Genomic DNA, 26,247 nt, shown 5'->3' on the forward strand with positions numbered 1-26,247 from the left:
AGGACTATTAAAAATAGTCCTGTATACTGTTAAGATGTATTAAAGATTAAGGATGCCCGAAACCGATGTTTCCTTTTTTATCAGAAAGATTCTTTTTAAAATCGATCATTCTCAAAGCGGTTACAGCTGCTTCTACACCTTTATTTCCTAGGTCTCCACCGCTTCTGGCAATGGACTGTTCTTTATTATCATCGGTCAGAACGCAGAAAATAGTAGGAGTGTCCGTTAAGACATTGCAGTCTTTGATTCCCTGTGCTACTGCTGAGCAAACAAAATCAAAGTGAGGGGTTTCGCCGCGGATTACACACCCGATAGCAATTACTGCGTCGTATTTTCTTTCTTTGCAGAGCTGCATGCTTGCATAGTTGAGCTCAAAAGCACCCGGAACCGGAAAAAGCTTGATGTTTTCTGGTTTTACCCCTTCTTTTTCTAGGATTTCAAGGGCTGCATCACGAAGATTGTAAGTTACAAAATCATTCCACTCAGAAAAAACAATGCCGATAGAAAATTCTTCGGCATTTGTTATATGAAGTGGCTTGTAATCGGAAAGATTAACTGTTGCCATTTTTTAAAAGTATTTAGTCATTTCAATATAAGAGTCAGACATTCCGTTATCATAGTCCTGGTATCTCTCATCAATTGCAGAGAAATATTTTTTAGCTTCTGCATTTTTCTTTAATCCTAATGCTACAATACCTGCTTTTCTTGTGAAATAGTAAGTGGTATAAGGATCATCAGAAGCAGTTGACGCTTTGTCTAATAAGGAAAGAGCTTCATCGTTTTTGTTAAGACCTGATTTTGCATCTGCCATAGCACCGAATTTCAATGCCATTAATGTTTTGTTGTCAGATGAAAATTTATCTAAAAGATCGTAAGCTTCCTGGAATTTTCCTTCTTTGAATTTTAATAAACCCGCATTATAAGCAGAAAGTTCACCAACCTTCGTGTTCGAATATTCGTTATATGTTCCTATAAAACCTGGATTAGCTGCAGATTTTCCGCCTAAAGCTTCTTTATCTTTACCTTCCGTCTGTTTTTTCTGAGCAGCGAGGAAACTTTTTACAGCTTCAACATTCTTAGGAGCCACTACAAACTGTTTGTAAGCAAAAAATCCTAAAACACCCAAAACCAGTACCCCGAATACAATGCCCAATTGCTTGGAGTATTTCTCAAGGAATCTTTCAGTGTTTAAAGCTTCTCTGTCAAGGTCTTTGAAGAACTCAACCGTTTCTTTACCTTCTTGCTCATTTGGAGCATTCTTTCCCAATTTTGCCATAAATTTTTAAAAATTGAAATGCAAATTTAATTGTTTCTGAATGATTTACAAAATACTTTGTGAGTATTATTGTTATTCCCGGAAAAATTATTCTGTTTTATTATAAAATTTCAATCTGAAGATTTTATATTTTGTCCTTTTTTCTTTTGGTAAATGGATCTGTGAGATGGTGAAATATAAATTTCCGGCCTTATCGAAGGCAAAAGAATCCGGCCATTTTATTTCCGGGTCGCTGATGATTTCTGATAAAATTCTGTTTTTATCAATTCTGCTGATGGCATTTTTCTCTAAACTGCTTAGATACAAATTTCCCTTTTTGTCAAATATGATTCCATCATTGGCCGTACTTTCTGCATATTTTTCTACTGTTGCCTGAAGTGAACCATCGGGGAGATTTTTATTCAGTAGCGATGATATCGGTATTCTGTATATGTTTTTGCCCATAAGTGCGCAGTAATAAAGGTGTTTTTTATCAGGATCTATCGCAATTCCGTCAGAATGTACCGGATGTTTTCTTTCATATCCTTCTATTACTATTTTATCTACTTCTGCAAGTGTGGAATGGTGATTGGAAAGTACTCGCCTTACATCAGCAGTTATCATATCCAAAATCACAATTCCGCCAACCTGCGAATCGGTAAAATAAACGGAGTGATTTTGATTATCAATCCTGAAGTCATTTAAATAAGCTTTTGGGCTGATCTTCTCAACAGATAATGTGTATTTTACTTTTAGATTATTATTTCGTAAATCAAAACAATATAAAAAGGCTCCTTGGGTTACATCTGTCTTTAAGTCATATCCCGTGTCTAAAATCCACAGCTGGTTAAGTTCGTCAATGTAAACACTTTGGACACAGATAAACTGATTTTTGCTGCCTGCATTTTCATTCCATCGGTTCCATGCTGCATCCGGAAACGGGATGGTTTTTCCGTTAATGATTTCTGCCACTGAAACGGGAGTGTCTGCAGACCATCTTGGAAAACTCACAAAAACACGATTGTTCTTTGAAATGGCAATTCCTGTCCATTGGTTTTTGCTTTCTGCAAAAAGACTCATATGAACTTTTGGTGAAATGGGATTAATTTTTTTTTTCTGGCAGCCCACTGCTGCATGTATAAATAATACAAAAACAAGGATTATATTTTTCATGGAGAAGATATTTATGTAAATAATTGAAAATACTATATGCCTGTAAAAGCCATTTTTATTGCTAATGCCATTAAAATACCGGCAATGGCCCAGTTCTGGACCTTTATCAGTTTTGGATTTTTACTCAGCCTTATCTTTGATTTCGAGGCACTGAAAATAATCAGAGAATTTATTAAAAGACTGATTGTAATAAAGATGGAGCCCAAAAGTAAAAACTGATGCCCTATGTCTCCGGATTTCGGATCCAGGAACTGTGAAAATACAGAAACAAAAAACAATGCCACTTTAGGGTTTGAAATGGTGGTTAGCAAACCTATGGCAAATAATTTTTGCGGCTTATCTTTTATCAAACCTTTGTGTGATTTTGTGCTGTCAAAAGAAGGGACTCGTACGGCCTGATAAGCAAGATAAATCAAGTATAGGGCACCGGATAGCTTTAGTATATGAAACAATAAAGGAAATGTAAAAAGTGCGGCTGAAAGTCCGAATGAGGATAACAGGATGTAAAAAAGATCACCTGTAACAATTCCAAGCAGAGAAATCATTCCTGCTTTTTGCCCTTGCAGTAAGGAGCGGGAAATCAGATACAGCATTGTCGGGCCTGGAATAATGATCAGCACTATAACAGACAATGAAAAATAAATAAGTTGAGTAATCGGTAACATGTATAAACTAAATTGTATTAAAATTGAATACAAAGATCAGTTTATAGCATTGCAGGTAAAAGGAGCAAAATCACAATTATTTTGTGATGTATCTCACAATCTGGAATTTAAACGGCTTAAAGATTCTCTTGAAACTCCCAGATAAGAAGCAATTATGGTTTTTGATACCCGTTGAAAAAGATCCGGGTACTGTGAAAGAAGAATTTCGTAGCGTTCTTTTATATTATTTGACAGAAAGGAAAGCATCCTTTTTTGTAAGGCAACAAATCCGCTATTCGCTTTTTTCCTGAAAAAATATTCTACTTTCTGCAGTTCAGAACAAAGCTTTTCCCGGTTTTCGTAGGACAGGCAATATAATTCGGAGTCTTCCAGGCAGTCAACATTTACAATAGCCTGTGTTTGGGTAAAGTAAGCCTGATAATCGGTGATCCACCAGTTTTCCATTGCAAACTGAATGATATGCTCTTTTTCTTTCTCATCTATAAAGGTTGCTTTCAGTAACCCTTTTTTTACCCAGTAGGAATGATGTACATGATCGCCGGTCTGTATAAGAAACTGATGTTTTTTTAATTTTTTTACAGTGAAGTAAGAAAGTATGGACGCAAATTCTTCATCAGTTAAATGAATGAGTTCTTCAAAATGCGCCCTCAGTTCTTGTGCATCGGAAATTTTGATTGAACTCATATTTTCCTGATTCTCATTTAGAATTCTAAAATATGATAGATCTCGGCATTGAACTTTTTCAGTTTTTCATCCCCGTTCAAACCTTTCAGACCAATAAGGAAACTGAATTGGGAAACAGTTGCCCCTTGTTTTTCCACGAGTTTTGCTGCAGCTTCTGTAGTTCCTCCTGTAGCCAATAAATCGTCATGGATAAGAATTCTTTGTCCCGGCTTTATCTGCCCTTCACGGGTTTCGATGATAGCACTTCCATATTCTAGGTCATAATTTTCCGAAATAATGGGTGGCGGGAGTTTTCCTGCTTTTCTGATCAGGATAAAAGGAACTTCCAGTGCTACTGCAATGGCAATTCCGAAGAGATAACCCCTGCTTTCTATTCCGCATACGGCATCTATTTTTCCTTTGCTGAAAGCGACAAGGTCTGCAATGACTTCTTCATATAGCTTTGGATTCAGGAAAATAGGTGAAATATCCTTGAACTGAATTCCCGGGATAGGAAAATCAGGAACATTTTCAATAGTTTCTTCCAGTTTTTTAATCAGTTCTTGTGAAGCCATTAATTATGGGTTTATTTTATAGCTGGAAATTTTCCAGTCTCCATTTACATTTTTAAGTCCGAAAGTTACCTTTAAAGAAGTGGTTTTCCCGTTCTTGTCTGTAACATCGTATGTTGCATTTACACTTGCTCCGTTGGCCGTAGTACCATTGGTGGTAATGTTTTTAACACTTACGTTTTTCACTGATCCGAAACCTGAAGTAGGGTTGGAGAACGATTCATAGCTTCCCCAGCTAGGGTTGCTTGACGTTTCATAGGCTGCCTTAAGGTTTTGTGAGCTTACACTGTTTAAGAATTTGCTTACTGTACTTTTTGGATCTGCTGCCGGCTGTTTAGGAGCAGCTGGGGTTGTAGTAGTAGCATTTGGATCTGTAGGTGTTGTAGGTGTAGCTGTGGGATTGTTTGGGTCGATTACAGCATTAGGATCCTGTGTTACAGAAGTTGAGTCCGTTTTAGGCACAGCGGGAACTTTTAAGGCAGATGCATTGACATCGAGTCCAATCTTAGACATTTTGAATGTCTTAGCTGTGGTTTTTACTGAAACGGTAATATCTATTTTATTGTCTACCACTTTAGCTGCAGGAATTGAAGAGAATTTTAGATTGAATCCTTTAAAATTATTATCCTGCATCAGGTTTTTCGCGGTAGAAAGTTTTACTCCATTACTGAATACTTCCAAAGTAGCTTCGAGTCCGGCTCCGGTAAATGAAACAGGGTTTCCTGAACCATCTACAAGTCTAGGTACGATCTGAATGGCCGTTGGTGCTCCGGATCCGTCATCGCCGGTTGGTCTGGTGATAATGCTAAGTGAGCTTGCTTTTACATCATTCGCATCGGTTTCTTTGGCTTTATCGTCCCCAAAGATATTCATTTCTCCAAGAGAAGGTGGGGATGTGCTGGCCCATTCAATTCCGTTTTTCTGTGCAACTTCATCGGCCAACGCAAGAATTTCAGGGACTTTTTTTCCGTCGATAAGCTTTCCAAGAGCTTTAAGTTCTTCTACATCACCTTCTGCCTCTACACCAAACGTCTTTAGGATATAAAGCGCTTCATTGAACTTGATTTGTTTAATGGTTGAAAGACTGGAAGTCATGTCATTGATACTTGACTGCAGCGTTTTAGTATTCGTAGCATCTACATGATCCTTCTTGCATGCCGTAAATAGCAACAGACTGAGAACAAGTAGAAAAGAAAACTTTTTCATTTTATTTTGTTTATTGCAAATTTAATAAAACCTTTATTAATAGTGAGTTTTTATTTTTGTTTTGTGTTTTTGGGGAACAAAAGTAATTAATCATTAAAGTTTTTAATAAGGGAATGGTGAAATACCCAGATCATTCGGAACTGACTTTATGTGGTTTAAGTTATTATTGGGCAGCATTAAATTGAATGATAATGAGAACTTTCAATCATCAATGACTCTTGTTTTTTGAAAAAATATTTTTTGGAATTTCTATAGCTCTATAACATGAGGTTTCATGCCTGGATCATGATTGGCAATGGCTTCTATACAAGTTGGTTTTTCACTTTCACTTTTAATCCACTTTAATGAGCTTACCACTTTATGCTTATTTACCTGGACACCGGGTAAAATCATTTGTTCCCATGATTTTTTTGCATACCCAACATCACTGGCTAAGAGTACAAAATTTTCTTTATTTTTTATTATAGTCGAGGCAAGTCCCATTGTGTGACCTGGTGTAGAAACAAATATTACTGTCCCGTCATCAAACAAATCGTAAGACAACCCTTCCGGCCCTATTCCTGTCTTGTTAAAGTTAAATAATTCAAAATCAACATCCTCCCACATACTTTTCACGTATCGCATTGATCTGTCTTGGGTTTCTTTCCATTCTAAATCACTTACCAGAATCTTTTTAGCGTCTTTTACCAGTTTTATGCCGCTTACATGGTCAGCGTGCATATGGCTCAGTACTAAATAATCAATATCGGAGGTTTTATACCCTAATTTTTCTAATTGCTCATTTATAGCATCACCATCCGGTAATAAGGCTCTGCTTACAGAATATTGCAGAAATCCGAGATGCTCTTTTTGATGGTTTCTAACATCAGAGTGCCATCCCGTATCTATCAGGACAAGACCCTTTGGGTGTTCTATTAAGTAAACTGAAACAGGAAGCCAGACCTGATGCTTTTTGCTTCTAAATAATCCGGTATAGGCTAAAGGATTAATGCTGTTTTCGTGAAAAGGGAGTGAGCTGTCTACTCTTACCTGCCCGCAATGTAATAGGTGTACCTTGATCATTATGAGTTTATTTTTGGGTAAATTTATAATGACTTTTGTATAAGATTTTTGATTGAAATCAAAAGCGGGTTATTTTTTATTTCTCAATCTACTTAATGTCTCTTGCGTCATTCCCAGGTAAGAGGCGATATTTCCCAATGGTACATCTGAAAGATTATCGGGCATTTCGAGTAGGAAAGTTTCATATCTTTCTTTTGGCGTTTGAAATTTAAGGTTGTAAATCCGGTCATTTGATTTTTTGATATAGTCAATCATTCCGCGATAAATGAATTCCTGCATGGGTGCATTATTGCTGATAATATTGATCCACTGTTCATAGTCAATCATCGCAACCTTTGTTTCCGATAAAGCCTCAATTCCGAACTTACAGATATTATGATAAAAAATACTCTCAATGGGAAGCCCTATCATATTTTCCTGCAAGAAGTATAAAGTTACGTCTTTTTCTTTTTTATTATAAAATACTCGTGCTATGCCCTGTTCAATAAAATAAAGCTGCTTGGAAGTATTTTCAATACTCAGAATTAATTCTTTCTTAGGAATTTTTTTTCTACGTATACATTTTGCCAATTCTTTTGCCTCTATGTCATTCAATAAGTTCTTTGATTCAAAAAAATCTACAATGTTCATGTTTGTAAGGTATAATGGTTGTAAAATTTCATTAAAGTCCCAGCAGTTTGCGGAGTAGCGGAATGAAAAGCCAGAACTTTCAATTATTTACTACCGTAAGTAAAACAGTGAGGGTTTACTAAATTACAAAAACAAAAGTACACACTAGATGATTTTTTTTGCTTAACCAGCACTTTTACTGAACTGCTTGATGAAAACCATCTTTTGTGTATCATGCTCTTTATTTTTTGATTTCCCTATTTCTTATTCTGCTGTTCTTTCAAATCATCTTTGAAAAAAGAGCTAAAGATAGTCTGCATATTTGGAAAAGAAGGCTCCTGCCAGTATTGGGTTTTATAGTTACTGTTTTCTTTATCAAATTTCACTTTTTCTATATCATCATCGTTACTGAAATTAAGTTCTGATGGATAAAAATTATTGTAGAGAATGATCTGGTTATAATCAGGTTCACTTTTATGCTTAAGTTTTACAAAAGCCACTTCATTGTATTCAAGGAAATCTTTCAAGCTTTTTTCTGATCCTTTTTCGAAAGACATATTGAGGATTGTTCTGATATCAAAAAACCTGAACCCAAATAGAGAAAACTCTTTTTCCTGGAGAGCAGCACCTGTTACCTCGATCTGATCCCTGCGGTCACCTTTTAATTCTTTGATGGTATTTCTTTTGGTTTTGTATTCTTCGGGATTTCCGACATTTTTGAGTTTCGGAAGCTGTAAGGAATTGCCGTAATCCCATGTTGAAGTTTCTTTCTTCTCATTTTTGGCTTGTAATCTGAAGACTCTATACTGCTCAACATTTGTACTTTTCAGTTTTTTTGTTTTATTGTCAAAAATATAAGTGACAATTCCATCTGTATAGCTGTTAAGTTTATTGTTCACCGTTACATAGGCATTAAAATTTCCTTTGATCATAATATATTTTGCAGGCTTCGTGTTCTTGATGACCACAGTTTCTATTTCCTTAACCTGATCATTGATTTTAATAACATCCTGATTGAGTTCCGAAAAAGTGAGAAGGGCGACGGGAAAATTATTATAAACCAATTGAAACTTTTCCTGAGCAGGCGATATTGCCTGTTTATCAATTTTACCGTCAATATCAGAAAAAGCAAGAATGCTTCCGTCTTTTCCGAAGACTGAAACTTTAGGCAGAGGTTTGTTCGTCTGTTCGGAAACGAACGTTATGGATTGCGCCTGAATAAGGCTAAATAAAAAAATGAACAGGGCGAAGAGGTGATAACGTCTTTTCATAGTGATAATTTGTTTATGGTTTACTGAAATAATTCATTGATCTTTATTATGAAGACCCCCAAAAATTCAAAATGGTTGCCTGAACAGCTTAAAATATTCACTTGTGTGCATAAAAAAAGACTGATCATTATAATCAGTCTTTTTTATTTTATTTCTGTTACAAGTCCTTAGAAAGGATACTCATAAATTTCAGATTCATGTAAGAATGGGTTTCCTGTAGGAATTAACTTTAATTTAGATAAAGCTGATAGTACAGTAAACATAAATAATCCTGCTACAAATAGAACAGCTCCTGCTATTAATAGGAATACTTCAGGATTTTTCCAGTAAGGTCCTACCGTTCCAGGCATTACCATATTGAAGTAATCTAAAAGGTGACCTAAAATAACCACTACAGCCATAGTTGTTACTACTTTGTAGTTTCTCTTGATACTGCTGCTTACTAATACCAATAAAGGTAATAAGAAGTTGATGATCAACATTGGTAAGAACGTGGGTCCATAGTGCTGGAATCTTCCAAAGAAGTAGTTAACTTCTTCCGGAACGTTCGCATACCAGTAAAGCATAAACTGAGCAAACCATGTATATGTCCAAAGCATACTTGTAGCGAAAAGGAATACTCCTAAATCGTGTAAGTGATTGTCATTGAACTGAGGTAAGAATCCGTTTTTCTTCAGGTAAACACTTAGAAGGATAATCACAGCGATTCCACTTGAAAGGCAGCTAACCATTGAATACCAGATATACATTGTAGAATACCAGTGAGGATCAATAGACATTAACCAGTCCCAAGCCCAAGCTGCAGAAGCAAATCCGAAGAATGCAATATATCCTACTGCCCATCTGTAAAGCATCTGATAATCTACTTTAGATTTAGTTTCATCTACTTTCTTAGACTGAGCTTTAAGTTTCCATGCAAAGAAAGAAGCACCTACTACATAAATGATCGTTCTGATAGCATAGAAAGGAATGTTTAAGAATCTTTTCTTTTCGAAAAGGATCACATCGAAATGTGCAGAATTAGGATCTGTCAATTCGGGATCCATCCAGTGGAATAAATGGCCATTGTGAGTGATATTCAATATCATCATAATAACCAGAATGGCACCACCATATGGGATATAAGAAGCAATAGCTTCCATTACTCTTGTAATAATAATAGGCCAACCTGCATGTGCAGCATGCTGAATACAGTAGAAAAACAATACAGCACAACTAACTCCAAAGAAAAAGACAGCTACAAAATGCAGCGATGCAAGAGGCTGGTTGTGAACCTGAAGCTCTGCATGCTCTAAATGAGACGCATGGTCCTGAGGTCCTACCATTTCACTTGAGTGTGTAGGGGCAGTATGACCAGCAGAATGAACCGCTTCCATCATGTGCTCTATTTTCTCAGTAGTCATTCCTTTATTCATAAAGAAACCGATAGCAAATAGAACTAAACCTACAACAAGAAGGATTATAGAAGTTGATTTTAATTTTGGTGAAAAACTATACATTTCTTTTCTTATTTTTTAGTTGCGGTAGTAGTCTCTGTTGTTGCGGCCGCTGGTGTAGCTGTAGCCGTTGTAGCTGCTGCAGGTGCTGCTGCTCCTTTTTTGAAGGCACTCATCACATACATTGCCACTCTCCATCTGTCACCAGGGTTAAGCTGGCCAGCATAAGATCCCATTGCATTTCTACCGTTAGTTAATACATAATGAACAGATCCTACAGTAATTTCTCTGTCAGCATAGTTAGGTACACCAGAGAAAGCTCCGCTTTGTACAATTGGACCTTGCCCATCTCCACCAGTTCCGTGGCAGGCTGCACAAGTATGATCAAACAGCATTTTTCCTCTTTCAATGTCTTTAGCTGCATTAGCTGGATTAAGAGGTGATGTTGTCATTGTTTTGGAAGCGTCATAACCTGCATTATACTCATCTGCATTTTTAGGCAGAAGACTTTCTTCAAAAATCCCGTCTTTATTTTGAGCAACACTTCCTTCTACAGGAGAAAGACCTGTTGCGCCATTATTTTTTACAAATGCAGGGATTTCATTTTCATGATCTGAATAAGCATCCTGAGCTTTCATCAATGGATCGTAAGCTACCGGAAAGTACATATCAGGAAAATATACCAATGGAGTATTTTCTTTTGGTCCGCAAGAATTAAGTAAAACCGTTGTTAAACCTAAAACAGCTGTAATTTTTAATACATTCTTTTTCATTTTAAGCATCTTTAACAGTTATTTCTTCAACCCCGGTTTCAATAAGCAACTGTTTTACAGACTCTACGTCATCAGTTACAAATTCCATCATGAATTTATCATCAGTAGTTCTTGGATCAGGATTCTGAGCCGGAGCTCCCGGATACATTTTGTTTCTAACAAGGAATGTTAGAGACATCATGTGAGCTGCACAGAATACCATTAATTCAAACATTGGAACCACAAATGCAGGCATGTTGTGTGCCCAGTCAAAAGCAGGTTTACCACCAATATTTTGAGGCCAGTCATGATTCATCACATACCATGTTACAGTAGCACCGATGGTAACACCGTAAAGAGCATAGAAGAAAGCAGCATCAGAAATTCTGGTTTTCTTTAACCCTAAAGCTTTATCAAGTCCGTGAACCGGGAATGGAGTATAAACTTCGTTTATCGCAATCCCTTTATCGTTGAATGCTTTAACGCCGTTCATCAAATCGTCGTCGTCAGCATAAAGTCCGTATACAATTTTAGTGGTGCTCATCTCCTTCTTTTGCTTTATAAGTTTCACCTGAAATTTTCAGAATCGATTTTAATTCAGCCTGTGCAATTACAGGGAACGTTCTTGCGTATAGTAAGAATAATACAGAGAAGAATCCGATTGTTCCTAAATATACACCCACATCAATGATCGTTGGCTTAAACATAGTCCAAGATCCTGGTAAATAATCTCTAGAAAGGTTGATAACGATGATATCGAAACGCTCGAACCACATACCAATATTGATGATCAATGCAACGATGAAAGTCCAGATAATGTTCGTTCTCAGTCTCTTGAACCAGAATGAAGCAGGAATGATCAAGTTACAAGTAATCAATGCCCAGAAAGCCCACCAGTAAGGTCCAACAGCAGCACCAGGAGAAAGATAAGTAAAATCTTCAAATCTGGATCCTGAGTACCATCCGATGAAGTATTCAGTAGCATAAGCTACCGTTACCATACCCCCTGTAAGGATAATTACAATGTTCATAATTTCAATATGATACATTGTGATGTATTCTTCAAGGTGACATACTTTTCTGGCAACCAGCAACAGGGTCTGTACCATTGCGAATCCTGAGAAGATTGCACCGGCAACGAAGTAAGGAGGGTAGATCGTAGAGTGCCATCCTTTAATAACCGAAGTTGCGAAGTCAAAAGATACCGTGGTGTGTACCGAGAATACAAGTGGAGTTGCCAAACCTGCAAGAACCAAAGAAAGTTCTTCGAATCTCTGCCAGTGTTTTGCTTTACCGCCCCAACCGAAAGCCAGGAATGTATAAATTTTTCTAGTCCAAGGAGTTTTTGCTCTATCTCTGATCATTGCAAAGTCAGGGATTAGTCCCATGAACCAGAATACAGTTGATACTGAGAAATACGTGGAGATTGCAAATACGTCCCAAAGTAGAGGAGAGTTGAAGTTCCCCCAAAGAGAACCAAACTGGTTAGGTAATGGGAATACCCAGTATCCTACCCAAACTCTACCCATGTGGATTACAGGGAAGATGGCTGCCTGTACAACCGCAAAGATCGTCATTGCCTCTGCAGATCTGTTTACAGACATTCTCCAACGCTGTCTAAATAATAATAATACTGCGGAGATTAGGGTTCCGGCGTGACCGATACCTACCCACCATACGAAGTTGGTAATATCCCAACCCCAGTTAATAGTTCTGTTAAGCCCCCATGCTCCAATACCTGTTCCGATAGTATAAGCGATACAGCCAAATCCGTAGATGAATAGAACTAAGGCTGCATATAGTGAAATCCACCATAGTTTACCTGCTCTTTCTTCGATAGGTCGTGCAATATCTTCTGTGATATCGTGATAAGTTTTGTGACCAATAATTAGAGGTTCCCTTATCGGAGCTTCGTAATGTCCTGACATTTTTTACCTATTTATTATTTAAACTTTATTTTTCTACTCTGTTTCTTACTTTAGTGTGATAGAACACGTTTGGTTTTGTGCCGATCTCTTCAAGTAAATAATATCTTCTGTTGCTGGAGTATAATTCTCTCACTTCAGATTCTTTGTCATTCATGTCTCCAAACGTCATTGCTCCGGTAGAACAAGCAGCAGCACAAGCACAAGAATTTTTGAATTCGTTGTCTGTTACTTTTCTGTTTTCTCTCTTAGCAGCTAAGATTGTAGCTTGAGTTTCCTGGATACACATTGAACATTTCTCCATTACCCCTCTTGTTCTTACCACTACATCCGGGTTAAGTACCATTCTTCCAAGATCGTTGTTCATGTTGAAATCGAACTTGTCATTCAGGTTATACGTAAACCAGTTGAAACGTCTTACTTTATAAGGACAGTTGTTAGCACAATATCTTGTACCGATACATCTGTTATAAGCCATATGGTTCTGACCTTGCTTACCGTGTGAAGTAGCCGCTACCGGACATACAGTTTCACAAGGAGCATGGTTACAGTGCTGACACATTACCGGCTGGAAGATTACATCTGGGTTGTCAGCAGGGTGGTTGAGTGCACCTCCGTCTCCGAATGCCGTACCATACAATTCTGGTACTGCCATTCCTTCTTTCAATCCTTCGTATACTTCTACTTTCTGTCTTGAAGAATAGTAACGGTCAATTCTTAACCAATACATATCTCTGGACATTCTGATCTCTTCTTTACCTACTACAGGAACGTTGTTTTCTGCTTGACAAGCAATGATACATGCTCCACAACCCGTACAAGAGTTTAAGTCGATTGATAGGTTGAAGTGAGGTCCGTCCGTATCATCGAAAGCATCCCAAAGGTCAATCTTTCTTGCCGGAAGAGCTCCACTGATGGTGTGATATTCTAAAGGCTTGTTCCATCCTTTGTGCTCATCATCAAATGCTACGTTTAAGAATTCTGCCAAAGGAACTTCCTTAGCGATTTCGTAACGTCCCATTAATGTATTCTGAAGCTGAATACCTGCGAATTCGTGGTCTTCTCCTGTTTTTTCGATCTTAACTCCTGAAACAGTTAAGTTAGAACCGTCAAATAATGGATAAGCGTTTACCCCAGTATCAGCAGTTGTTCCTGAGTCTTTTTTACCGTATCCAAGCGCAAGACCTACAGATCCCTCTGCCTGTCCCGGTTGAATGAATACAGGAACATCTTTTATTGTTACTCCGTTTACAGTAAGGTTTACGATAGAACCGTCCAGCTGCATTCTTGCATTAAGGTCGTTTTCAATCGCGAATTTTTCTGCATCTTTAGGAGAAATTGTTAAATAGTTATCCCAAGACATTCTTGTGATAGGATCCGGTAATTCCTGAAGCCAAGGGTTGTTAGCCTGAGTACCGTCACCCATTGAAGGCTTGGTGTATAATACTAATTCTAATTCGGAAGCTTTGAAGTTTCCTATTTCAGCAATAGCCTGGGCAGCATTTCCTCCGGCGTAAGATAATGCAGTTGCATTATTTGAAGTCGTGATACCGTTATATAGGGCTTTATTGAAAGAAGTAGCTCCTAAGATAGAGGCAGAACTGGCTTTCAGATAGTCATAATAATTATTGGCAGCATTGTTCTTCCCGTTTTTCCAAACCAGTAAAGATTCTTCAATCTGTCTTGATTTGTAGATTTTCTGGATGGTTGGCTGCATTAATGAATATACTCCTGTCTGAGGTTCAATATCACCCCAAGACTCTAACCAGTTAGCTACAGGAATTACAGCTTTCGCTGCTTTGTACATTTCATTTTTCTTATCAGCTACAGCTACTACACAAGCAACTTTAGCTAAGGATTTTTTGAAATCTTCTCCTTTTGGATGAGAGTAGATAGGGTCTACATTGTTTGCGATCAATACGCCAACCTGACCTGCATTTATCCATCCTAAGAATTCCTGGTATCTTGCTTTATCAAATTCTTTAAGGAAGTTAGCTTTACCTGTGAAAGCTACTGAACCTAATTTTTGGTTGATTAAGTGTGCTAAAACCTGTGCTCCTTTAGAACCGTCGGCAAAAACAACAGCTTTGCTGCCTTTTGCTTGAAGTTCTTTTGCAATTTCAGAAGCAGTCTTATCAGAAGTACCACCACCTACGATTGCGTTGTAAACTTCTACTAAAGTTTTATTGACAAGGCTTGGCTTTAATCTAACTCTTTCATCTGCATTAGCACCAGTCAATGACATATTGGATTCCACCTGAATGTGTCTCAACATGTTTGGTCCCGGCTTTCTTGCTGCTGCGTAAGAAGTTTCTAAGCTTGAAGCGTTATAATCTCCTAAGAAATCTGCCTGGAAAGAAACAACCAATTCTGAACCTTTAAGGTCATAAACCGGTAATGCTCTCTGTCCGAATACCTCCTGAGCTGCATCTAAAGCCGCAGCGTGAGGATAAGCATCATACGTTACAAGTTCAGCAGTCGGATATTTAGCTTTGAACTCAGCAAATAACTTTTTGAAAGTAGGAGAAGGGAAAGAGTGTGACAAAAGCACAATCTTTTTACCTGCTGCATTGGCATCTGCCAGACCTTTAAGGATAAAACTGTCTACTTTATCGAAAGTTTCATCTTTACCGTCCAGTTTAGGCTGTTTTACTTTATCATTATCATAAAGAGAAAGTACACTTGCCTGAGCTCTTGCGTTGGTTTTTCCTAAATCTCCTGCTGCCGGGTTCGGATCTATTTTGATAGGTCTTCCTTCACGGGTCTTTACTAAAACGCTGGCGAAGTCGAATCCGTCAAAATAAGTTGAAGCGTAATAATTCGGAACCCCCGGAATAATATCGTGTGGTTTTACCACGTAAGGAATCGTTTTGATCACCGGAGCTTCACAGGCAGCCAATGTTACGGCTGCTGTAGAGAATCCTAATATTTTTAAGAAATCTCTTCTTGAAGTACTGGATCCGTTCTGTTCAGCATCTCCAAGGAAATCTTCTACCGGAATTTCTTCCTGAAACTCTTTCTGAGCCAGCTTATTGTTCAAAGCCGGATCTTTAAGTTCATGAATACTTCTAAATTGTATTTTGTTTGAAGCCATTTATACTTCTAATTTTTTAGTTATTAATAATGACATTTACCACACTCAAGACCTCCAATTGCATCTACAGTGATCTTACCGCCATCCTGAGGATATTGTTTTTTCAACTTGTCATGTAGATTCTTGAAGTATTCTTTATTATAACCGTTGTTCATATCAACCTCAGTAGTTCTGTGGCACTCGATACACCATCCCATCGTGAAGTCATTAGCCATCTGAACAACATTCATTGTATCAATTTTTCCGTGACAAGCTTTACATACAACATCAATTTTGTTGTTTGGATTCTTTTTGTTGAAAGAATTGATGATCGCCTGTTCACCCGCTACTACGTGCTGAGAGTGGTTGAAGTACACGAAGTCTGGCATGTTGTGAATTCTAGTCCATTCAACTGGCTGTGTTTTTCCAGTGTACTGCTGTTTTGCAGGATCCCAACCTGTAGCTGCATAGATCTTCTGGATCTCACCGTCGTAGAATGCTTTATCTTTTCCTGGCTCCATGTAGTGATCTGCATTATACTCAGAAATTGTTCTGTGACAGTTCATACACACGTTCATGGAAGGAATTTCAGATACTTTTCCGTATTTGGCACTGGAGTGACACAACTGACAGTCAATTTTCTGTTCTCCTGCGTGAATTTTGTGAGAGAAGTAGATAGGCTGTTCCGGCTTATATCCTTTGTAAACCCCGATCCACATGATCCAGTTCCAAACTCCATAAGCGGCCAGAAGGGCAAGGATACCCAGTACTGCTTTACCGATGTAGTGGTATTTCTCGTAGATTTCGCTGAAAGATTTAACTCTTGTTTCGTTAAGCCCGGCTAAGTCTTCAGATTGACCTAATTTAACCAATTGTCTCAGTTTAATTAAGATCCAAACTAATAAACCTGCTATTGCAATAAGCGAAATAATAACAACGCTTGTGGTTGTTTTGTCTGCCGGTGCTGCAGCTGCTCCGTCTGTTGCAGTCGCTTTGGCGTCAGTTTTTGCTGGCTCGGGAGCCGGAGGATTAGTTGTAAACGCTAAAATGTCGTCAATATCCTTATCTGTAAGATTTGGAAACTGTAACATTTCGGTTTTGTTGTACTTTTCAAAAATCTCATTGGCGTATTTATCCCCAGAAGCTCTAAGAGCTTTGTTGTCTTTGATCCACTTGTGAAGCCAATCTTTGTCTACACCACCTTCTGTCTTTACTCGCTCTACAACCCCTTTTAAAGGAGGTCCTATTACTTGTTTATCCAGCGCGTGACATGCCGTACAATTCGCTTTGAAAAGTTTTTCGCCGTTTTTAGGATCGCCGTCTTGCCCGTAAATTGAAGCACTGGTTGATAGCAATAAGCCTATCGCGATCAACGTTTGTTTATAATGCTTTCTCCAACTAATCATTTAAATTATCTTATGTTAGTAAAATATTGAACCAATCAATTCGGCAAAAATAATATTTTTAACAGGAATTTAACGGTATATGGAAAAGGGAAAATATCATTTACGTTTAATTTGTATTGATTCTAAATAGTGTTGTTTGGTATAATTTTTTAATTTTAATAGATTTGCAGAAACAAGTTTAAATGAGAAATTTAATCAAAATATTTTCAATATTATCTTTATTTGGGTTTTATAGTGTTGAAGCCCAACAGGTTGTTCAGAAAGACACTCTTGCCGGAACAGAGCTGATTATGACTATGGATTCCAAAGTAAGCACTGCTTTGGGGGGAATTGAAGACAAATGTTCAAGGACTGCAGGTGGTCCTTCGGTGAGGGAAAATAATACAGACAGTGGAATTGTAACGAGTCCAAGGCCTCCAAAAATCTATGTTCCGAGCAGAGAACTGAGCAATGCGGAAATTTGTCGTAAGAATCCAAGGATTCTAGGATTTAAAATCCAGATCACAACGGTGAAAAGCAACGAAGAGGCAAATGAAGTAAAATCTTATTTTAGAAAAAGATTCCCGAACCTGAAAGTGGAAACGGATGCTTCTTTAAGACCGAATTATAAAATTCTGGCAGGGAGTTATTTTACGAAACAAAGCGCAGCTTCAGACCTGTCAAAAATAAGAGAATACTTCAAATCGGCCATCGCTGTACAATACAGAATTTTCTGTTCTGAAGCAAGATAACGGAGATGAGATAACAAACTAAAGCTGGGAATTTTCCCGGCTTTTTTTATTGGTAATAAGTATCTAAAAACTGGAAGAAATCAGACATTCTGAACAGGTTATTAGTCAGTAAAAAAGCAAATAGAATAACCAGTGTCAACACTAAAAATGATAAAACTTTTGGTTTCGTTCTGTAAGCGTAAAAAAGCCATCCCAAAAGCAGCGGATAGACAAAAATAAAATGCCCTGCGTAGATATAAGAAGTATGGAGTCCGAATCGCATAATGCAGTGAATCAGAATGTCAAGCATGAATGAAATGGCAATAATCTGTACCAGTTTATTCTTAAAATTTTTAAAATAACTCCATAAAATAAGGGCGAGCAATATTATGATAAAAGCATAACAGAAAAAGGATGAATAGGGCTCCATTAAAAGGCCTTTGAAATTAAATCCTTTCATATTATGCTTATCCGTTGTCATAAAACTGGGAAACAGAATACTGCCCCCGAAAAAATAAGAAAGCATCATGTCCCAGTCCGGAATGGATTCTACATTGGAGAACTTTTCATACTGCTGGTTGGTTTTGGAGAAGATATTTTCATATTTAAAATCTATTCTGAGCAAGTAAAGGAATGCAAAGCACACCGTGGCAAGTGCAACACGGAAAACTGCGTTTCCAAATTTTTTCCAGCTTCTGAAAACATCCTTTTCAAATAAAACGGGAATAAAAACTTTAGCCAGATTGGTGATGGTAATACCTCCAATGGTAATTCCGGCAAGCGTTAAGGCGGATCCTGGTATCTTTTCTTCTTTTCTGAGTTTTACGGCCGCATAATAATTATAAATACATAGCAACAGCAAGGTATAGGTGAAGTTTTCCGGAGTAAAAGAAAGAATAATACTCGTAGAAAAAAATCCAAAAAACAAAACAAGCAATAAGGTAATCTTTAATGGAAGTCTGATGATATTATTTAGGTACTTAAAAATCTGAACGATGCATAAGCTTATGGCTATATTGCTAAGCCATGCCAGGGTTAGTCTGAATGTTGCATTCATTTTTCCACCAGAAACAAAAAGAGAAAACTCCCGGACCCAATTGAAAAAATAGTAGGCCAAAGGATGTCTCTCAAAGCTTCCGCCGGTCATTACAATCGCTTTGTTGTCAAAGCTGAAGTAGGCATCCCAGGGAATTCTGCTGTCAAAAATGATCCTGTAATGAAGAGCAATATAGGTGCCCAGTATTCCGTAACAGAGCAGGAAGAACATAAATACTGCTAATTCTGTGTAAGAAGATGGGAAGACCTGTTTTAATAGGTTGATGAGTTTTGTTTTAGTAAAAGACACGTGTCAGTTTTTTGCAAAAATAAAATAAAAAAGCTCACCATATCCGGTGAGCTTTAAAGATTATGATCATATCATTATTGCTTAATCACTTTCGTTGTAGAGGTACTGCCGTCGGCAAAATTAACTTTGACTAAGTAGGTTCCTTTTGGAAGTGAAGAAATGTCAGTTTTTTCAGAGTCATTCTGAAGAAGGGATTTACCCGTCATATCAAAAACAGTAGTGGATTTGATTTTTTTGCTGGTTCTGATATTGATTTCTCCGTTAGTTGGGTTAGGGTAGATGTCTGCAGCTATTACTTTAACTGTAGTGCTGGCTTCCTGAGTAGATAAGGTACCGTTTGCTAAAACCTGTACATCATCTATTGAAAGGCTGTCTGCATCGTTTGCTACATAGCGGAACCTGAATTTAACATTTGCCTGCCCTATATATGGTGTTAAACTGACAGTAACGGCTAACGTTTCATAATCAATATAAAGTCCATAATTTTCTTCTACCCATACCTGGTTCCATGTAGTTCCTCCATCTGTTGACACCTCAACTTTTAGATCCCCATTAGGATAAGGATCAACCATGTATTCATATCCTATCTTGGCATTGAACTTCAGAACAGGGCTTGTTGCTCCTACTAAACTGAAAGGAGGGCTTGTTAAATGAGCATCCTGGCTTTGCGCAATCCATCCGATTCCTGCAGATTTCCCACCTGTGATATTGAATGTGGTCTGACCTGAGGCATTAAATATAACTGTCGTAAAGCCCCAAGGTCTTGTTGCTACATTTGTACCTGTTGTCCATCCGGTAGGAGGAAATGTCGTTCCTTGAAAAGTCTCTGTTAGAATTTGTGCATTTCCTAGTATTGAAGAGACTAAGAAAATGAAGAGTAATTTTGTTTTCATTCAATTTAATTTAAAAGTTTTAAGTAAAAGTAATAAAAAAAATGAATGGAATTAACAATATAATGTAAATAATTCAGTAAAAACAAATAAAGGTTGTAATTTATTCGTCAAGAACTGCAGGAAAGTGTAGAACATCCGGTGGTGTCATCATAAGCTGCAGGCCTTTTTACGGAAAATTCGGGATACAATTCTTGATAAGGATTTTCCAGAGCACGAGTCAGTTTTCCCAGCATTTCTGTTTTTCCGGTACCTATCTCTTCGATGCACTGATAAAGAAGATAATTTCTCAGTGTAAATTTTGGGTTTGACTGTTGCATAAGTGATAATGATTCTTCTTTTGAAATCGTGTTGGATGATAATCTTGCCTCATATTTCCTTATAAAATCTTCCAGCTTTTTTATTTTCTCGTCATTCAAAACAGAGTAGGAAATATTTTCAAAAAGAGATTTAATATCATTATTGGGACTCAATTTTTCCAGCTGATTAAAAAACAGCGTATAATCTAGGTGAAGTTCTTGCATCAACCCCTGCCAGTTGGTGAAAAATTCTTCATCACTCTCCCTCAATTCATCGAATCCAAATTTTTTGCATAGCATTTTGTCATGAGCTTCCCAGAAATAGGTTCCATACCGGTTTAAAGTGTCTTCTAAAAACTTTTCGTCTTTAATGAGTGGATGAAGGGCATTTGCCAGCTGCCAGAGATTCCACTGCGATATCTGACCCTGTTTTCCAAAGGCGTATCTTCTTCCCGGAAGGTCAGTTGTATTCGGGGTAAAGTTCAGATCATATTCATCCATCATCGAATAGGGTCCGTAATCTATGGTCAGGCCTAAAACAGACATATTATCAGTATTCATCACGCCATGAACAAACCCGACCCTGAACCATTCAGTCATAAGGTCTGCTGTCCTGGTGCATATTTTTTCAAAAAAGTCTTTGTATTTCTGAATTCCGTCTGTTGTGATTTCCGGATAATAATTTTCAATCGTAAAATCTGCCAGATCCTGCAGGGTATTGTATTCCTTTTGTGCAGAAAGTAGTTCAAAATGCCCGAAACGGAGAAAGCTTTCTGCAGTTCTGATTACAACTGCCCCTTTTTCCAGCTGAGGATTTCCGTTATACATCATGTCCCTTACCACATCTTCACCGGTAAAAGCAAGGCTTAAGGCTCTGGTTGTAGGAACTCCCAGGTGGTACATAGCTTCGCTCATCAGGTATTCACGTACTGAAGACCTCAGCACCGCTCTTCCGTCTGCATGCCTTGAGTATGGTGTTGCCCCGGCACCTTTCCATTGAATTTCTGTTTTCTTCCCATCTTTATTGATGATTTCTCCGGCCAGTATCGCTCTTCCGTCTCCCAGCTGTCCTGCCCAGTTTCCGAACTGATGCCCGGCATAAGCGGTAGCATACGTTTTTACATTTTCAGGAAGGTTATTTCCTACGAGAAAATCCAGGTCTTTTTCTTCATATTGTCCTAGTCCGATCTCTTCGGATAAAACTTCATTAAAGGCAATTAGCTCTGGCTCATCAAAACCGGCCGGCTTTACGGTTGCAAATAAAACTTTAGGGGTGTTTCTCTGCATCGGGTTGCCGGAAAGATCTCCTGGAAATATATCGGTAAAAGGCTGTTTGATCTGTTCAATATTCATAGATCAAAGATATTAATTATAAAAGAAAAGACCTTTCAGATTATTGAAAGGTCTTGTGTATTTCTAAAAGAGAATTTATTTATTGAAATCTACCTCATCGGTGGAGTGAAGATTGTCATTGATATTTTCTTCTTTCTTTTCCGGATTGTTTCTAGGTGTTGGCTCTACCGGTCTTGGATTTTTGATCTCATCGATGGTCTGAAGTCCACCGTCATCTCCATATCCTTCACCCAGGCCTTTTAAATTCGAACATCCGTCTTTCCAGTCTGATGGTCTGGTGAACTTATCGTCAGGACTAATTCCCAGAGATTTGTCTGCCCATACCTTCTTCATGAAAATGGCCCATATTGGTAATGCCATTTTCGCACCCTGGCCTTCACCAGTTCCGAAGAAGTGGGTTGCTCTGTCTTCCCAACCTACCCAAGCTCCTGTTGCCAGCTTAGGAGTAATTCCCATGAACCAACCGTCAGAGTTGTTCTGTGTAGTACCTGTTTTAGCAGCGATTTCCACGCCTTTTGAGATTCCTCTTCTTCCTAATTCTCCTGAAGCGGTACCGTATTGCGCAACACCCTTCATCAGCTCGATCATGGTATAGGCGTACATTGGGTTCATTACTTCTTTCGGTTCTACATTTACTTCTTTGATCACTCTTCCGTTGGCATCTTCAATTCTCCAGATCATTTCCGGCTTATTGTAGTTTCCGTAGTTGGCGAAAGTACTGTAGGCACCAAGCATTTCATAAATGGTAATATCTGATGAACCTAAAGCAATAGTATTGTTTCTAGGGATGTCTTCTGTAACTCCCAGGTCTCTTGCTGTCTGAATAACGGCATCTACACCCGTCATTTCAATAAGACGAGCAGCTACCGGGTTTTGAGAGTGAGCCAGGGCATCTTTTAAAGTAAGCATTCCTCCTCTTCCCGGAACATGCCATCCTTTATGGTCATAAGTACCGTTGGAAACCGTAGAGCATGGCGTCATACCAAGTTTCATGATTGCTGTAGCATATACGAAAGGCTTGAATGTAGATCCCACCTGTCTTTTACCCTGCTTGATGTGGTCATACTGGAAATGCTGCCAGTCTATGCCTCCTACCCATGCTTTGATCTCTCCACTTCCCGGAACCATAGACATTAAGCCTGCCTGTGCAATCTGCTTGTGGTATCTGATGGAGTCCCAAGGTGACATTTCAACTTCTTCTTCACCAGCCCACGTAAAGCGGGAAGTTTTTATTGGCTTATGGAATTCCAGTAAGATAGAATCTTCAGAAACTCCGGCGGCCTTCAGTTGTTTGTAACGACCGGTTCTTTTCATCGCCTGAGTCATTACGCTGGTTACCTGCTTATCCGTTAAATAGTAGAACGGTCTGTTTTTTCTGCCTCTTTGTTCAGCATCAAATCTTTTTTGAAGGTCTGTTAAATGCTCCTTGATGGATTCTTCTGCATATTTCTGCATTTTTGAATCAAGAGTTACATATATTTTTAAACCGTCTTTGTAAAGATTAAGCTTCTTTCCGGTTTCTTTCTCATAACCTTCAAGATACTTGTCGATTTCCTTTCTTAAATAGAATTTATAGTAAGCAGAATAGTCATCATTGATGTTTTTGATCGGATGATAATCTACCTCAACAGGCGTATTAGTTGCCTTATCATAGGTTGCCTGGTCTATATAACCCGTTTCAAACATTTGCTGTAAAACAACATCTCTTCTTCGTTTTGCTCGTTCAGGATTTCTCATAGGGTTATTAGCGATAGGCGCTTCTAACATGGCTACGAAAACTGCTGCCTCCGGAAGAGTAAGTTGGGAAGTTGTTTTATTAAAATAAATTTTGGAAGCCATTTCAATACCGTTCGCATTGTATGTAAAGTCGAACTTGTTGAAATATAATGTGATAATTTCTTCCTTAGTATATCGTTTTTCCAAGCTTACTGCAACGGACCATTCCTTTAGTTTCTGTATAACCCTTTTGATAGGGTTTTTAGATGGCTCTTTGGTAAATAGTAGTTTAGCAAGCTGCTGCGTGATTGTAGAACCCCCACCTCTGTCTCCTCCATATCTGACAGCTCTTAGAATAGATTTTAAATCAATTCCCGAGTGTTCTTTGAAACGCTCATCTTCCTTTGCCTGTAATGCATAGATAAGATAGGGAGGAAGCTGTTTGTAGGTAATTGGCTGTGTTTTTTCCTTTTCAAACTTCCCCAGTAAAATACCGTCTGATGAAATGATTTCAGAAGCGACATAGATATCAGGGTTTTCAAGTTCCTTTACATCTGGCATTTCTCCAAGAAATCCCTGGGAAACAGCAAAGAAAAGTCCTGAAATACCTAAAACTACCGCAATGAGTCCAATCCAAATGAATCTAACCCATCTTTTCCAAGAGGTATCTTTCTTTTTTTTGGGAGGAAGGGGGAAGGTTTTTCCCTTGTTTCCTGCATTTTGTCTGTTGTCTTCCATTTATGGTTACGGTTTAGCCGTTTCTACTTTTACTCCAACGTCTTCAATTCCCGGAAGGTTGTCATTTCTCATCGCCTGGATCAGGCTGATTTCATATTTTCCTTTTCCCGGAAATTTATAGTTCATTTTATACTGAAATAATGCCTCCTTCGTATCACCAAAACCTGTACCAAGCCATTCTCCGTTTGGTTTTGCCAGTACATAGTTCAGGGTATCTGTTTCCTTATTTTTGTTCTGGAGATTGGTGAAATTGACAATAAATCTTATATTGCTGTAAGGGTAACTGTTGTTATTTCTTACAACAAATATAATATTTTTAGGATTCTGCGGATCTGAAACTTCAAGATTAAATTTTTGCTCACTTTTCTTATTCCATTTGTTATTAACGGAATTCATTATCACATTTTCTCCTGAAGAGGAATTGCAGCTAAAGAAAAGGATAAGAGGTAATAATCCTAAAATTTTACGCATTTTTATCTTTTTTTGGAGGGTATTTCTTTTTAAAATTTTTCTTGTTCGGGTTCTGCTGTTTTTTTTCAGGGTCGGAAGAAACATCCGTTTTTTCCGTTTGTGCTTTTGGCTGCGGTTTAGGCTGCTGCTTTTGTTGTTGTCTTGGCTGATTTCCGGCATTAGCATTAGGATTTTCTGCTCTGTCAGGTCTCTCGGATCTCTCCGTTCTTTTCTTTGGTCCCTGGCCTTGCCCCTGCTGTCCTCCCTGGTTTTGCCCGTTGTTGGGTCTGTTCTGGTTTCTGTTCCTGTTGTTGCCTCTGTTCTTCTTTTCGAACCTGTCCATGTTGTTTTCCTGGATCAGGTCGATGGTCTGAATTGGGCTGTCAGGCTGCTTAAGGTCTTCTAAAGGAAGGATTTTTTCGCCTCTTTTATTTTTAGCGATTAATTTCTTAACAAGGTCGATATCAAAATCATACCATGCCATAGAACTGTCTACGTAAGCAAACCACATTTTCTTTTTGAAAACATCTATTTTAATGCAGAATGCTCTTCCTTTTTCCGTATCCAGGGTAGTTGAAGAAGAAGGGAAGTGGCTTAATGCATCAAGGTAGCTGTCCAGTTCATAATTCAGGCAGCATTTCAGCTTACCGCATTGTCCTGCAAGCTTTTGGGGATTAATGCTCAGCTGCTGATATCTGGCGACATTTGTGTTCACAGATCTGAAATCCGTAAGCCAGGTCGAGCAGCAAAGCTCCCTTCCACATGAACCTATACCTCCAACTTTTGCAGCTTCCTGTCTGAACCCGATCTGTTTCATGTCGATCTTGGTTCTGAAAGCACCGGCGTACTCTTTGATCAACTGTCTGAAATCCACTCGGTTGTCAGCGGTATAATAGAATGTGATCTTGGAAGAATCTCCCTGATATTCAACATCCGTGACTTTCATTTCAAGACCTATTCTATGAGCGATTTTTCTCGCCTCAATCTTTACACTGTCTTCTTTTTTTCTGGCTTCCTGCCAAACCTCAAGGTCTTTCTGGTTAGCCTGTCTGTATATTTTAAGTATAGATTCTTCAGGAAATTTTTTCTTTTTCATCTGAATCTTTACTAATTCTCCGGTGAGGCTTACAACGCCTACATCGTGTCCGGGACTCGATTCTACTGTTACTACGCTACCTATATGTAAAGGAATATTATTTACATTTTTATAAAACGATTTTCTGTCATTTTTAAATCTAACTTCCACAAGATCACACCTGTTCGATGCGGGGTTGTTGATGTTAGAAAGCCAGTCGAAAACACTTAATTTATAACTATTACCACAGGTATTTACACTTTCACAGCCATTCGCGGTTTTTTTTGGTCCGCAAGAATGGGCAGAATCGCCGGATGTTTTGCATCCACAACTCATATAACTATTTTTTATAATCTTGCAAATTTATGTAAATTTATCTTTATGCAATTCTAAAATACTTAAATATTCAATATCGTGATTGTTTAACCTTAAACGTGAAAAATATAGACTGCTTCAAAAGCCGATAAGTTGCTAGTGTCTATGTGTTTATATAGATATATTTTTAAAGTACTATTTTAAACATAATTTTCTTTTGGCATATTGTTTAAAATATTAAGAAATATTAACAGCTGTATCTAAAATAATTTTATATTTGGGTTATAT

23 protein-coding genes are annotated in these 26,247 nt (G+C 38.0%); 1 reads left to right on the plus strand and 22 read right to left on the minus strand.

The window, feature by feature from the left end:
- Positions 1-46 precede the first annotated feature (46 nt).
- From ribH to ACTJIV_RS01860, 16 genes are all read right to left on the minus strand, one after another.
- Positions 47-565 (minus strand): 6,7-dimethyl-8-ribityllumazine synthase, encoded by a 519-nt coding sequence (gene ribH, locus ACTJIV_RS01785; protein WP_336377896.1) that lies wholly within the window; start codon positions 563-565, stop codon positions 47-49.
- Positions 566-568: 3 nt separating this feature from the next.
- A complete protein-coding gene (locus ACTJIV_RS01790) occupies positions 569-1,276 on the minus strand; it encodes a tetratricopeptide repeat protein (RefSeq protein WP_440625247.1) in 708 nt (235 codons plus the stop codon).
- Positions 1,277-1,363: 87 nt separating this feature from the next.
- Positions 1,364-2,428, minus strand: a complete 1,065-nt coding sequence (locus ACTJIV_RS01795; RefSeq protein ID WP_440625249.1) for an SMP-30/gluconolactonase/LRE family protein — start codon at positions 2,426-2,428, stop codon at positions 1,364-1,366.
- A 32-nt stretch (positions 2,429-2,460) separates the two neighbouring features.
- Positions 2,461-3,093 (minus strand): LysE family translocator, encoded by a 633-nt coding sequence (locus ACTJIV_RS01800; RefSeq protein WP_336377894.1) that lies wholly within the window; start codon positions 3,091-3,093, stop codon positions 2,461-2,463.
- Positions 3,094-3,186: 93 nt separating this feature from the next.
- Entirely contained in the window at positions 3,187-3,777 is a 591-nt protein-coding gene (locus tag ACTJIV_RS01805) for a Crp/Fnr family transcriptional regulator (protein ID WP_111954275.1), read from the minus strand.
- Between the two features lie 17 nt (positions 3,778-3,794).
- A complete protein-coding gene (locus tag ACTJIV_RS01810; RefSeq protein WP_223558019.1) occupies positions 3,795-4,331 on the minus strand; it encodes an adenine phosphoribosyltransferase in 537 nt (178 codons plus the stop codon).
- A 3-nt stretch (positions 4,332-4,334) separates the two neighbouring features.
- Complete coding sequence (locus ACTJIV_RS01815) at positions 4,335-5,534, minus strand: hypothetical protein (RefSeq protein ID WP_111954279.1); 1,200 nt, start codon at positions 5,532-5,534, stop codon at positions 4,335-4,337.
- 249 nt (positions 5,535-5,783) lie between these two features.
- A complete protein-coding gene (locus ACTJIV_RS01820) occupies positions 5,784-6,596 on the minus strand; it encodes an N-acyl homoserine lactonase family protein (RefSeq protein ID WP_440625252.1) in 813 nt (270 codons plus the stop codon).
- A gap of 69 nt (positions 6,597-6,665) precedes the next feature.
- Entirely contained in the window at positions 6,666-7,226 is a 561-nt protein-coding gene (locus tag ACTJIV_RS01825; RefSeq protein ID WP_111954283.1) for a Crp/Fnr family transcriptional regulator, read from the minus strand.
- Positions 7,227-7,462: 236 nt separating this feature from the next.
- Complete coding sequence (locus tag ACTJIV_RS01830) at positions 7,463-8,476, minus strand: hypothetical protein (protein ID WP_440625254.1); 1,014 nt, start codon at positions 8,474-8,476, stop codon at positions 7,463-7,465.
- 167 nt (positions 8,477-8,643) lie between these two features.
- Positions 8,644-9,975 carry a quinol:cytochrome C oxidoreductase gene (locus tag ACTJIV_RS01835; protein ID WP_111954287.1) on the minus strand — a complete coding sequence of 444 codons (1,332 nt, stop codon included), beginning with the start codon at positions 9,973-9,975 and terminating at the stop codon, positions 8,644-8,646.
- Positions 9,976-9,983: 8 nt separating this feature from the next.
- A complete protein-coding gene (locus ACTJIV_RS01840) occupies positions 9,984-10,694 on the minus strand; it encodes a c-type cytochrome (protein ID WP_111954289.1) in 711 nt (236 codons plus the stop codon).
- Complete coding sequence (locus tag ACTJIV_RS01845) at positions 10,687-11,208, minus strand: DUF3341 domain-containing protein (protein WP_184163928.1); 522 nt, start codon at positions 11,206-11,208, stop codon at positions 10,687-10,689. The genes ACTJIV_RS01840 and ACTJIV_RS01845 overlap by 8 nt, the downstream gene beginning before the upstream one ends.
- Positions 11,195-12,592, minus strand: a complete 1,398-nt coding sequence (nrfD, locus tag ACTJIV_RS01850) for an NrfD/PsrC family molybdoenzyme membrane anchor subunit (RefSeq protein ID WP_111954293.1) — start codon at positions 12,590-12,592, stop codon at positions 11,195-11,197. The genes ACTJIV_RS01845 and nrfD overlap by 14 nt, the downstream gene beginning before the upstream one ends.
- 25 nt (positions 12,593-12,617) lie before the next feature.
- A complete protein-coding gene (locus tag ACTJIV_RS01855; RefSeq protein ID WP_440625258.1) occupies positions 12,618-15,683 on the minus strand; it encodes a TAT-variant-translocated molybdopterin oxidoreductase in 3,066 nt (1,021 codons plus the stop codon).
- A 23-nt stretch (positions 15,684-15,706) separates the two neighbouring features.
- Complete coding sequence (locus tag ACTJIV_RS01860) at positions 15,707-17,068, minus strand: c-type cytochrome (protein ID WP_336377889.1); 1,362 nt, start codon at positions 17,066-17,068, stop codon at positions 15,707-15,709.
- A gap of 182 nt (positions 17,069-17,250) precedes the next feature.
- Here ACTJIV_RS01860 and ACTJIV_RS01865 point away from each other — a divergent pair, with 182 nt between their 5' ends.
- A complete protein-coding gene (locus ACTJIV_RS01865; protein WP_111954299.1) occupies positions 17,251-17,799 on the plus strand; it encodes an SPOR domain-containing protein in 549 nt (182 codons plus the stop codon).
- A gap of 46 nt (positions 17,800-17,845) precedes the next feature.
- Here ACTJIV_RS01865 and ACTJIV_RS01870 read toward each other — a convergent pair whose 3' ends face one another.
- The 6 genes from ACTJIV_RS01870 to ACTJIV_RS01895 all read right to left on the minus strand — a co-directional run bounded on the left by ACTJIV_RS01870 (position 17,846) and on the right by ACTJIV_RS01895 (position 25,980).
- Positions 17,846-19,123: a DUF6080 domain-containing protein gene (locus ACTJIV_RS01870; RefSeq protein ID WP_440625261.1), complete on the minus strand. Its 1,278-nt coding sequence runs from the start codon at positions 19,121-19,123 to the stop codon at positions 17,846-17,848.
- A gap of 74 nt (positions 19,124-19,197) precedes the next feature.
- Positions 19,198-20,016: a T9SS type A sorting domain-containing protein gene (locus tag ACTJIV_RS01875; RefSeq protein ID WP_440625263.1), complete on the minus strand. Its 819-nt coding sequence runs from the start codon at positions 20,014-20,016 to the stop codon at positions 19,198-19,200.
- Positions 20,017-20,123: 107 nt separating this feature from the next.
- The gene (locus ACTJIV_RS01880) at positions 20,124-21,665 is read right to left on the minus strand and encodes a protein adenylyltransferase SelO (protein WP_440625265.1); all 1,542 of its coding nucleotides are present in this window, start codon (positions 21,663-21,665) and stop codon (positions 20,124-20,126) included.
- A 75-nt stretch (positions 21,666-21,740) separates the two neighbouring features.
- Positions 21,741-24,119 (minus strand): penicillin-binding protein 1A, encoded by a 2,379-nt coding sequence (locus ACTJIV_RS01885; protein WP_440625267.1) that lies wholly within the window; start codon positions 24,117-24,119, stop codon positions 21,741-21,743.
- Positions 24,120-24,125: 6 nt separating this feature from the next.
- Entirely contained in the window at positions 24,126-24,590 is a 465-nt protein-coding gene (locus ACTJIV_RS01890) for a gliding motility lipoprotein GldH (RefSeq protein WP_111954309.1), read from the minus strand.
- Positions 24,583-25,980, minus strand: a complete 1,398-nt coding sequence (locus tag ACTJIV_RS01895; protein WP_111954311.1) for a PSP1 domain-containing protein — start codon at positions 25,978-25,980, stop codon at positions 24,583-24,585. Before ACTJIV_RS01895 ends, ACTJIV_RS01890 begins: the two co-directional genes overlap by 8 nt.
- Positions 25,981-26,247: the final 267 nt, after the last annotated feature.

Origin of the sequence: Chryseobacterium sp. 22532 (assembly GCF_052044665.1) — a bacterium.
Taxonomy (GTDB): domain Bacteria; phylum Bacteroidota; class Bacteroidia; order Flavobacteriales; family Weeksellaceae; genus Chryseobacterium; species Chryseobacterium lathyri.